This is a genomic window from Mesorhizobium salmacidum (SeqCode) (assembly GCF_037179605.1).
GTDB lineage: Bacteria > Pseudomonadota > Alphaproteobacteria > Rhizobiales > Rhizobiaceae > Mesorhizobium > Mesorhizobium salmacidum.
In genome coordinates this window covers 274,336-283,525 of record NZ_JAPYKS010000002.1, presented here as the reverse complement: position 1 = coordinate 283,525, position 9,190 = coordinate 274,336, and the positions used below count along the sequence as shown (strand labels likewise).

13 protein-coding genes are annotated in these 9,190 nt (G+C 62.4%); 11 read left to right on the top strand and 2 right to left on the bottom strand.

The features are described from left to right. Positions 1-186: 186 nt before the first annotated feature. A complete protein-coding gene (locus tag O7A60_RS03970; RefSeq protein ID WP_140713693.1) occupies positions 187-615 on the top strand; it encodes a DoxX family protein in 429 nt (142 codons plus the stop codon). Positions 616-669: 54 nt separating this feature from the next. Here O7A60_RS03970 and O7A60_RS03965 read toward each other — a convergent pair whose 3' ends face one another. Together O7A60_RS03965 and O7A60_RS03960 are read right to left on the bottom strand one after the other, a co-directional pair. Further along, positions 670-975: a hypothetical protein gene (locus O7A60_RS03965; RefSeq protein WP_127870393.1), complete on the bottom strand. Its 306-nt coding sequence runs from the start codon at positions 973-975 to the stop codon at positions 670-672. Positions 976-1,058: 83 nt separating this feature from the next. Continuing rightward, entirely contained in the window at positions 1,059-1,328 is a 270-nt protein-coding gene (locus O7A60_RS03960; protein WP_140510672.1) for a hypothetical protein, read from the bottom strand. A 456-nt stretch (positions 1,329-1,784) separates the two neighbouring features. Between O7A60_RS03960 and O7A60_RS03955 the strand changes: the two genes are divergently transcribed. The 10 genes from O7A60_RS03955 to O7A60_RS03910 all read left to right on the top strand — a co-directional run bounded on the left by O7A60_RS03955 (position 1,785) and on the right by O7A60_RS03910 (position 9,155). Next, positions 1,785-2,171, top strand: a complete 387-nt coding sequence (locus O7A60_RS03955; protein ID WP_337105110.1) for a hypothetical protein — start codon at positions 1,785-1,787, stop codon at positions 2,169-2,171. After that, a complete protein-coding gene (locus tag O7A60_RS03950) occupies positions 2,164-2,565 on the top strand; it encodes a hypothetical protein (protein WP_337105109.1) in 402 nt (133 codons plus the stop codon). Before O7A60_RS03955 ends, O7A60_RS03950 begins: the two co-directional genes overlap by 8 nt. Next, positions 2,522-3,217, top strand: coding sequence for a terminase large subunit domain-containing protein (locus O7A60_RS03945; protein WP_415926796.1), 696 nt, complete (start codon positions 2,522-2,524; stop codon positions 3,215-3,217). Before O7A60_RS03950 ends, O7A60_RS03945 begins: the two co-directional genes overlap by 44 nt. A 277-nt stretch (positions 3,218-3,494) precedes the next feature. Then, positions 3,495-3,890 carry a terminase large subunit domain-containing protein gene (locus tag O7A60_RS03940; RefSeq protein WP_337105108.1) on the top strand — a complete coding sequence of 132 codons (396 nt, stop codon included), beginning with the start codon at positions 3,495-3,497 and terminating at the stop codon, positions 3,888-3,890. Beyond that, complete coding sequence (locus tag O7A60_RS03935; protein ID WP_337105107.1) at positions 3,800-6,118, top strand: SGNH/GDSL hydrolase family protein; 2,319 nt, start codon at positions 3,800-3,802, stop codon at positions 6,116-6,118. Before O7A60_RS03940 ends, O7A60_RS03935 begins: the two co-directional genes overlap by 91 nt. An 81-nt stretch (positions 6,119-6,199) precedes the next feature. After that, the gene (locus O7A60_RS03930; RefSeq protein ID WP_337105106.1) at positions 6,200-7,282 is read left to right on the top strand and encodes an acyltransferase family protein; all 1,083 of its coding nucleotides are present in this window, start codon (positions 6,200-6,202) and stop codon (positions 7,280-7,282) included. A gap of 541 nt (positions 7,283-7,823) precedes the next feature. Continuing rightward, positions 7,824-8,537 carry a glycoside hydrolase family 108 protein gene (locus tag O7A60_RS03925; RefSeq protein ID WP_337105105.1) on the top strand — a complete coding sequence of 238 codons (714 nt, stop codon included), beginning with the start codon at positions 7,824-7,826 and terminating at the stop codon, positions 8,535-8,537. A gap of 2 nt (positions 8,538-8,539) precedes the next feature. Next, positions 8,540-8,740, top strand: a complete 201-nt coding sequence (locus O7A60_RS03920; protein ID WP_337105104.1) for a hypothetical protein — start codon at positions 8,540-8,542, stop codon at positions 8,738-8,740. After that, positions 8,737-8,976 carry an ABC transporter permease gene (locus O7A60_RS03915; protein WP_337105103.1) on the top strand — a complete coding sequence of 80 codons (240 nt, stop codon included), beginning with the start codon at positions 8,737-8,739 and terminating at the stop codon, positions 8,974-8,976. Before O7A60_RS03920 ends, O7A60_RS03915 begins: the two co-directional genes overlap by 4 nt. Next, complete coding sequence (locus tag O7A60_RS03910) at positions 8,976-9,155, top strand: hypothetical protein (RefSeq protein ID WP_337105102.1); 180 nt, start codon at positions 8,976-8,978, stop codon at positions 9,153-9,155. Before O7A60_RS03915 ends, O7A60_RS03910 begins: the two co-directional genes overlap by 1 nt. The last annotated feature ends 35 nt before the right edge of the window (positions 9,156-9,190 follow it).

Genomic DNA, 9,190 nt, shown 5'->3' with positions numbered 1-9,190 from the left:
CGTTCGTGAACGCCTGGCGCGTGTTACGGCGACCGGCAATCGGCGCCTTGGGCCTGCTTGCTTCCCCTTCGAGGGATGCCGTACACCAGCCGTCAAACCGAAGTCGGAGAGAAAAATCGCTGGCTGATGTCGGATCCGCGCGCGGCGGTGCGTCCTTGGGGCTGATGAAACTGGAGGAATACAACCATGCCGTCGCAAATCACACAATCGCCGTGGCAGACCGCGGCCCTTCTCGTCGCCCGCCTGATCTTCGCCGCCGTCTTCCTGATGGCGGTGACCTTCAAGTTCATGGGCATGGAGGCCACGGCGGGCTATATCGCGGCCGCCGGTTTCCCGTTCCCGCTCTTCCTCGCATGGTGCGCGGCGATCCTGGAGGTTGCGCTGGTGCTGTGTTTCCTCAGCGGTGCCTTCTTCACCCAGGCCGCGCTGGTCGCCGCCGCCTATGTGCTGTTCCTGGCCTTGGCCTTCCACGGACCCAGCCATTGGGCCGGCAACCAGGCCGAATTCGGCTTCTTCGTCGACCATTTTTCATTCCTGGCCGGACTGCTTTTCGCGGCGGTCCATGGACCGGGAAGAATTCTGGCGCTGAACCTGGGATGGCCGGGCAGGGCCTAACGGCCCGCCCGGGGCAGGGCGTAGGAGTCCGCCCGACAGGCGAGGCGTGAGGCCTCACATCTGGTCGTTATAAGGCTCCTTCATCTGCCCGACCATGCGGGCCAGCTTCGAAAAGGACGGCATGTCCGCCTCCGGCTGGCACTGGTTGGCAAGTTCCAGCAGCCGGATCGGGAAGTTGACGGCGTCGCGGCTCGACGCCGACATGCCTCCTGACCGCTCCTCGCCGGTTTCCGAGGCCTCGGCCTTGCGGAGCGCGATGTCGATCTCCTCCGATGTGAGCACCCCCTTTTTGACCAGGACGTGGTTGATCGAGGCGACGGCCATCAGCAGGCCTTCGAGTTGCAGATTGGCGACGTTCATGGCGATTGCTCCAGTGGCTGGGTTCCAAACGCGCGAGCGGCATTTCCGATCCGACGTGGAGAAGCGCCGCGGCCTTTTGGCGTCTACTCCTCCGTCAGGCGCTCGCCATATTCGCGCCACAGCGCCCTGACCTCCAGGCTGCCGAGGCGCGGGATCGAGGGGTCGCCGCAATCTATGGCAACGGTGCCGATGTCGTAGTTGGGGTAAGCGCCGGCGACGAAGCGGATCGCTTCGCCAAGCGAGTGCACCCGGATGATCGGATCGGCCTGGCCCTGGCCAGTGCTGCGCACACCGGAAACCGTGGCCGGAGCATGCCGCATCCTGAAGACGGATGCCATGGCTGGTCTGTCCATCGTCCTCTCCACAAGGCCGTGCGACGGGAATCATTCCATGAGCTGCCGCTGATGATTTCACAGGAGCCGGCTGATGAAAAGCCGGATGGCCAATTGTGAATTTTTTCCTAGAAGCCGTTGACCGGTTGAGGGCAGCCATGCTATAAATTCGTCCATGGTGCTGATTTGCGCCAACGACCCGCCGCCAAGGCGGGTTTTGTGTTTCTGCCGCCATGCCTAGGGACGCTACTGCGGTTGCAAATTTGAATGCTGGCGGGACAGCGCCCCCCTCTGGCCTGCCGGCCATCTCCCCCTCTTGGGGGGAGATCAGATACAATCGCGACCTTCGCCAACCGCCTGCGCTCCAAGACTGGGCGAGGCGTCCAACCTGCCCATCTCCCCCCAAGAGGGGGAGATGTCCGGCAGGACAGAGGGGGGCGCCGTAGAGCGCTACCTCCGCGAGATGCGAGAAATCCCATGACACGCTACGCCACCATCATCACCGGCGACGACGGCCTTGAGGTCGTCAGCGCCATCGGCGAATTCGAGGGCGCGGCGCCTCGGGCGCGCCTCGGCCGTGTCGAAGCGGTAGCGCCTGGCGTACTGATCGGCATGGTGCGGGACGAGGCGGGCGGTTTCTGTTTTCCGCAAGCAGGCATCGGCGGGCAGCTCATAGGCCTCGCCAAGGCGCGGCTCAAGGCTGCAAGGCCCGTTGGAGTGGCGAGGCTCGCACCGGCCGCGAAGACGAAACGCGGCGGGAAGGCCAGGAAGAAATCCGCCCGCTCGAGAAAGCCGGCCAGGCGGGCCAAGCAGGCGCTGCCGGAGGCTGCCGCCGGTGATGCCAAGGCGCAGATCCATGACTGACGAAACCGGGCCGTCGCGCGCCAAGGCAAGGCCGGCGAGGCGCAAACCGGTCAGCTCGCCAGCCACGAAGAGACCCCGCCCAAAGCGGACGAAGAAGACGCTGGGCGACGATTTTCTCGCCGCCGTGCGGGCCGATTTCCGCATTCACGGCGCCGGTGTCCTGGCCGAGGTGCGCACCGAGAAGCCGGACCAGTATCTCAAGATCGTGCTTTCGGTACTGCCCAAGGACATCGATGTCGCCATCAACCAACTGGACACGCTGAGCGATGAGGAGATCCGCACCCGCATCCGCGCCCTCGAAGCCATCCTCCGGCCGTTCCTCGACGAGCCCGCCGATCCCGGCGCCGCTGATGCCGGCGAGCGCGGAATATCTGGCGCTGCTGGCGGAGCTTGACCGCCGGCAGCGCACAAACCAGCTCGCTGCCTACAAGCCGTATAAATGCCAGGCTGAATTTCACGCGGCTGGCGCGGTCAACCGCGAACGCCTGTTCATGGCCGGCAACCAGCTCGGCAAGACGAGGGCAGGCGGCGCCGAATGGGCGATGCACCTGACCGGGCGCTATCCCGCGTGGTGGAAAGGCAAGGTTTTCGAGAGGCCGGTGCGGCTGTGGGCCGCCGGCGTCACAGGCGAGGGCACGCGCGACAACCCGCAGCGCGTGCTGGTCGGCCCGCCGCAGCAGCAGGCGGCATGGGGCACCGGCATGATCCCGGCCGATGCGATCGCCGACACCATCATGGGGCGCGGCGCGCCGGGCGCGCTCGACAGCGTCGTGGTGCGCCATGGCGGCGGCGGCGATGTGCAGGCCGGCGAGAGCGTGCTGTCGTTCAAGAGTTTCGAAAAGGGCCGCGAGAAATGGCAGGGCGAGACGCTGCACGGCGTCTGGTTCGACGAGGAACCGCCGCTCGACATCTATTCCGAAGGCCTGACCCGCACCAACGCCACCGGCGGCATCACCATCGTCACCTTCACGCCGCTGCTCGGGATGAGCGATGTGGTGTTGCTGTTCCTGTCGGCGGGGCAGGTAGAGGGGATGGGGAAGGGGTGAGGCCGCCTTTTTCCTTCTCCCCCTGTGGGAGAAAGTGGATCGGCGCGAAGCGCCGAGACCGTTGAGGGGTGATGGCGGGAACACCGGCCTCGCCAAGCTGGAACACCCCTCATCCGACCTCGCTTCGCGAGGCCACCGCCCTGGGCGAGTCACTGGCCTCGCCCGCCCTTCGGGCCCCACAAGGGGAGAAGGTAAGTGATGTCGCACCAAGCCCGAAAACGCGGTTCAACCAACGCGGTGCGACCCTGGGCTGGTATAATGGTTCAAGGGACAAAAAATGAGCCGCCATGTCACCTTCATGACCATTGACGATGCGGCTCACTACAGTGCCGAGCAGCGCGCGGCGATCGTCGCCGCCTATCCCGAGCATGAGCGCGAGGCCCGCGCGCGGGGTATTCCGGTGCTGGGTTCGGGCCGCATCTTCCCGGTCGCCGAGGCGCTGATCGCCTGCGAGCCATTTCGCCTGCCGCGCTATTGGCCGCGCCTTGGGGCGCTGGACTTCGGCTGGGATCATCCTTCGGCCGCCGTCGAGCTCGCCTGGGATACGGAAGCCGATGTCGTCTATGTCACCAACGCGAACCCGTGCGCCTGGCGACCACCGTCAACATTGCCCTCCAAGGGCTGCAAACCATCGATGGCGTGGCCACCGCCGTGGGCGACCGCGTGCTGGTGAAGAATCAGGCCACGGCTTCCGAGAATGGCATCTACACCGCCAGCGATGGCCAGTGGTACCGCGCGGCGGACGCCCGCAGCGCACGCACCCTGCAGAAGGGCACGACCGCCTTTGTCCAGGACGGAGCCTCGAACGGAGAGATTACGTTTCGGTTCAACACGATGGACCCGGTCATCGGCACCGACGCAATCGACATCACAGGGGACGGCGATGCCCTTCTCAGGGCGGACCTTCTCGACGAAGACGATATGGCGTCCGACAGCGACTCGAAGGTCCCGACGCAGCAAAGCGTCAAGACCTACGTCGATGGAAAAGTGTCGCCGCGATACACTACCGAGTTCGGCTTTGTGGACGACGGTATCACCAACAATGATGCCGCGTGGAACCTTGCCGTAGCAAGTTTGACGCAGGGCCAGATACTCGTCACCGTCAAGCAGCATGCCACGCACAATTACAAGTTCTTCGCTGTCGGGGATTTTACGGCCCTGGCGATTGACGCTACCAGCGGCCCGACTTTCACCGGCGATTTCGTCTACAACTACGGTACGACGAACATCAAAGCCGGCAATCTGAAACTGCTCAACACCGGAGCAACTTCGTGGAAGCGTGGTTTCGACATAGTGCCGAAGCCTGACAACAGGCGGCCCAAGGAAACCTTCCTTCACGCGCAGAATTTCGACCCAGCGGCGGTCGTGCCGATTGACCTTTCCAACGCAAGTCTTGAACGCATAGCATGGCCGGCCGGCGACACCTGGGCAGTCGGGCCAGCCGGGGCAATGCAGACGGCGACACAGGCATCCTTCGACCTTGGCACTATCGCCACCGCCTTCTGGTACGGGGCTTTTGTGCCGGCCAAGTCGGGAGGTGAGTACAAGGCTTGCTGGCACGGCAACGGCACCACTCGCGGCATCATGGTCCGCACTGAAGCCGGATATCGTATCGCCTACGGCACGACCCTTGCCGAGGCCGTGACTTACACGACACGCACCTATGGTGTCGGTTCCTCCTCTGCTTCCCTTCCGTCCGTAATGAACAACGACAACCAGGACGGCTATCGACTACCCAATGCCACGCTTGGGGTGCGCATTATCAGCCCCACGAAGTTTTGCTTTACGCTCAATGGGATAGACATCACAACACAGCAAACAACCGCTAGCCCAATCGTTGATGTGGGGATGGTAGTCTTTCAAAACCCCGGCGAGACTGGGAGCGTCGTTACCGACAATTGGGTGCGGGTGGATAATGGACCGGCTCCGGTGCCGAACGGCCAACGTATTCTCATCTTCGGCGATAGCATCACGGATGGCGTCAATCCCGGCTGGCCCGAGTGGCTTGCTTGGTTCCTGCAGGGCTCCTGCGGTCTGCAAGTCGATTACGTCAACAACATCGCAGTGGCGGGGCAGACGGCAGAACAGCAAGACACCATTATGGCTGGCATGAGCTTGTCCGGATACACATTGGCGATTGGTATGGTAGGCACGAACAACATTCAGGGACAAACGGCCAGCTTCCCGACCGTCATGCAGAGCATCATAAACCGTCTGGCGAATGCCTTTATCCCACTGGTGGTTGCGGTGCCGCCGATGTTCTACAACAGGGCCGATGCAGTTCGGAATGGCGCGGTCGGCCAAAACTCCGTTAATGGCGGGTTCGGCTCGTATTATCGAAACGTAATCATGAAGACCATCGCGGATAAGGCAGCTCAAGGCTATCTGGTCGGGATGGTCGAAGCCGCGCAAGCCATGACGCCAGCTCTTGCCTATCATCTCGCCTGGAACGCAACCGGGATGATGCAGACTGGGGCCGTATTCGACAATATCCATCCAGACATGCAGAATCGTATCGCCTTCGCCTTCGCCCTGGCGCGCAAAGCGATGGCCCTTCTCGCTCCGCCCTATGACAAGAGCTTGCCGTTTACCGCCATTCCAGCCAGCTGGTACAGGAACAGCTGGCAGGCTCTTACCACGCCAGTTTTTTGGCTGGATGCCACAGGCAGGAAGCATCTGGACGGGATCATCAACACGGCCGCCGGCCCAACTGCGGATGGCACCCAAGTGTTGCAGTTGCCAAAATACATGTGGCCGCAGCGGGCACAATGGCAACCGGTGATCACACAGAAGGCCAATGTGCAAAGCTGGCTGGATGTTACCACGGCAGGGGTGGCTACTGCTTACGGGGTCGATGCGACAAACAAATTCATCCGGCTTGGCGACGTGAACTGGGAGTGATGCAGAGTCAGGAGCGGCCAACATGGTTGCCGCACGCGGCCGTCGCTGGTATCGCTCTGCCGCGGGGAGAAGGCAGGATCGGTGCTCTATAAGAACATTCAAGGCCTACGAGCAGTCGCAGCATTGATGGTGGTGATAAGCCATATCTATTGGCCTATCCTGCCGATGCGCATTCATTGGACACAACAATTTGTGACTGCGGTCGGCCCCGGCGGCGTCGACCTGTTCTTTGTGATATCGGGCTTCGTGGTGTTCCTCGCCGCTCAAAGGCTTGGTGACAAGGCAGAGGTCGTTGGCCGGGTGAGCGCGTTCCGGGAGTTCGCGATTAAGCGAGTATTTCGAATCTATCCTATTTATTGGGTGGTGTTTGCTATCGCAACGCTTCTCATGCCATGGGTAGAGTTCTCGCCGGCCTTCATCAAGGTGGCACCTACATGGCAGCAGGTGCTTCTGATCAACAGCCCCAACAGTCGCGTTCAAGCGGCGTGGACGCTGCAATACGAAATGTATTTCTACGCCATGTGCGCGCTCGGGATCCTGTTCTTTCCTCGCAGGATTGCTCTGATACTTGGTGCATGGTTCGCGATGGTTGCCGCTGCTTCGATGGCGTCGTGGTTCGGAGTCTCTACATCGTCTTCGTGGCTGAATATCCTCGCGTTGGAGTTTGGCCTTGGCATCGTGATTGCCCTTCTGGCCTCACGGAAGTATTCGGAATATGCAGTCGCAGCGATCGGAGTGGGATTGGCTGGTTACCTCTGGGGCGCGATATATTTCAATCTCAATGGGGGGTGGACCCTGCCGAGTTCGTGGCGCGTCGTCTGCTTCGGCCTTCCGAGTGCGCTGATCGTCTATGGTTTCGTCGCCCTCGAAATCAGGCAGATGTGGACGTTCTCGAAAGGATGGGTCGCGCTAGGAGATGCTTCGTACTCGCTCTACCTATGGCATCAGGTGCTTTTCGCAACAATCGCTGCGTGGCTTGTTGCTGGCGATCTGATCAATAGACTGCCAGCCCCAATCTACGGCGTTGCATTCGTCTGTGTGGCGGTGCTGGTCGGGTTTCTCAGCTTCAATCTAATTGAACAGCCTATCAACAAAAGCGCATGGCTTGCGCGTCTGGCCAAGGGATCGAGTGGAATTGTGGCGCGTGAGCCGGTGCCCGCCTAAATTAGAAATGCCGACTGCCCTTTCGCTCTCAGGGCGCGCCGACCAGGTTTTTGAAGTGGTCAGCCTCATCCTTGGTCATTTTCCGGTATTGCCAGCGGTCACCCGACCAGCGGCTCATGATAGGGACGCCGGACACGTCCACCCCATCTTCGACCGTAACATACGCATCAGGGGTGTAATATTGCCACTGGCCGTCCTTGCTCAGCCCGAGATGGTCCCCCTGACCAGACGAAGAAGACCACTGCGGCCAAGAAGACTGCAAAGCTTGCCCTGATCCGCTCTGATTGCCTGAGCGTGAATATCGAAGTGAAATAGCTCATCCGCATCCTTGCGCAATCAACCGCCAGCCCGAAACCAGTTCGTGCGCTCGCTGACAACCTGCGTCACCCGGACCCATTCCCCCGAAGTCGGCTCCCGGCCCAGCCTTGACCGGCCAAGCGTTGCCGCTGCCTTATCAAAGGTCCCGGCCTGAACATCGGTTCGCTTCACGGCCACGCCGTCCACTGTGAACTGCATCTCTTGACCATAAAAGGAAATCCCCATGGACCGCAACTTCGCGCGGGCGCTTGCGCTCGTCTTGAAATCCGAGGGCGGCTGGTCGGACAATCCGGCCGATCCGGGCGGCGCCACGATGAAGGGCGTCACACTCGCCAACTTCCGTCGCTATGTGAAAGCCGACGCCAGCAAGGCCGATCTGCGCAAGATCGGGGATGACCAGGTGGCCACGGTTTACCGCCGCTTCTACTGGGATGCCGTGGCCGGCGCGGAACTGCCCGATGGCGTCGACTATGCTGTCTTCGATTTCGCCGTGAACAGCGGCCCGGGCAGGGCGGCCAAATACCTGCAGGCAACCCTGGGCGTCTCCCAGGATGGCCGCATCGGGCCAGCCACGCTCGCCGCGGCCAGGGCAAAACCGGCCGGCGTCGTGATCGACCAGCTCTGCGATGCGCGGCTGGCGTTCCTGCAACGCTTGCCGACATGGGCGACATTCGGGCGCGGCTGGTCGGACCGGGTCAAGTCGGTGCGATCGCAGGCCTTGCTGATGTCGGCGCCGGCGGTTGTGTCCGCGCTGCCCGCAAAGCCGCCGCCGGAAGCGGCTCCGCCCAAGGCCGCGATGCCCGAGGGCAATGCGCCGGCGCCTGACAGTTCCGGCATGCCGATGGCCGCGAAGACAGGTGGGATCATCGCCGCCTGCCTGATCGTCGTCCTCGCCGCCTGGCGCCATATCGCTATCGCCCTTGAAGGGATGTTTTGACCATGGCCGCCGTCACCCAGCCGACTATCCGTCCAACCAACAAGCTGACGGCTGCCACGATCGCTGCCGCGGCCATCTCTGTTTCCGGCGTCTTCGTGCGCAATGTCTGGCCTTCCTGGTACGACGCCGAGACATGGGCGACGCTTCTGCCGATCGCAGTCTTTGCCGTCGGCTACCTGGTGAAGGACGAGCCAAACCGATGAACACGCTGCTTAATCTCCTGCTCATCAATCCGACCATTCTGGGCGTTGGTGCCGCGATACTGGCGGCATTCGGCTGGGGAGTTCGTCAGCGGCTGGCCGGCGAACGAGCGGAGCGCGTCCGACAGGCCGCCACCGAAGCCGAGGCGCGCGAGGTTGCCGACCAGGTCCAGAACGACATCGGTGCGCTGCCCGCCGCCACCGCCCGAAAGGAGCTCAAATCACGGGCAAGGGATTGATGCTCGCCTGCGTCGTGGCCGCGCTGGTTGGCTGTACCACCGCCAAGGGCGGATTTTGCGCGGTGTCGAGCCCGCTGCGCCTGTCGGTGGCCGCGATCGACGCGCTGTCGGATGCCGAGGTCAAGGCGTTGCTGGCGCACAACCGCAAGGGCGAAAGACTGTGCGGATGGAAGCCATGACCGTCATCTTCCTTCCGATGGGCTCGGTCCTGCTG

What these genes read in the sequence shown, in the direction of transcription:
- O7A60_RS03955 (WP_337105110.1), top strand. Translation starts at nt 1,785, where the DNA reads ATGACACGCTACGCCACCATCATCACCGGCGACGACGGCCTTGAGGTC.
- O7A60_RS03945 (WP_415926796.1), top strand. Translation starts at nt 2,522, where the DNA reads ATGCCGGCGAGCGCGGAATATCTGGCGCTGCTGGCGGAGCTTGACCGC.
- O7A60_RS03965 (WP_127870393.1), bottom strand. Translation starts at nt 975, where the DNA reads ATGAACGTCGCCAATCTGCAACTCGAAGGCCTGCTGATGGCCGTCGCC.
- O7A60_RS03925 (WP_337105105.1), top strand. Translation starts at nt 7,824, where the DNA reads ATGGACCGCAACTTCGCGCGGGCGCTTGCGCTCGTCTTGAAATCCGAG.
- O7A60_RS03915 (WP_337105103.1), top strand. Translation starts at nt 8,737, where the DNA reads ATGAACACGCTGCTTAATCTCCTGCTCATCAATCCGACCATTCTGGGC.
- O7A60_RS03970 (WP_140713693.1), top strand. Translation starts at nt 187, where the DNA reads ATGCCGTCGCAAATCACACAATCGCCGTGGCAGACCGCGGCCCTTCTC.
- O7A60_RS03940 (WP_337105108.1), top strand. Translation starts at nt 3,495, where the DNA reads ATGAGCCGCCATGTCACCTTCATGACCATTGACGATGCGGCTCACTAC.
- O7A60_RS03910 (WP_337105102.1), top strand. Translation starts at nt 8,976, where the DNA reads ATGCTCGCCTGCGTCGTGGCCGCGCTGGTTGGCTGTACCACCGCCAAG.
- O7A60_RS03950 (WP_337105109.1), top strand. Translation starts at nt 2,164, where the DNA reads ATGACTGACGAAACCGGGCCGTCGCGCGCCAAGGCAAGGCCGGCGAGG.
- O7A60_RS03920 (WP_337105104.1), top strand. Translation starts at nt 8,540, where the DNA reads ATGGCCGCCGTCACCCAGCCGACTATCCGTCCAACCAACAAGCTGACG.
- O7A60_RS03960 (WP_140510672.1), bottom strand. Translation starts at nt 1,328, where the DNA reads ATGGACAGACCAGCCATGGCATCCGTCTTCAGGATGCGGCATGCTCCG.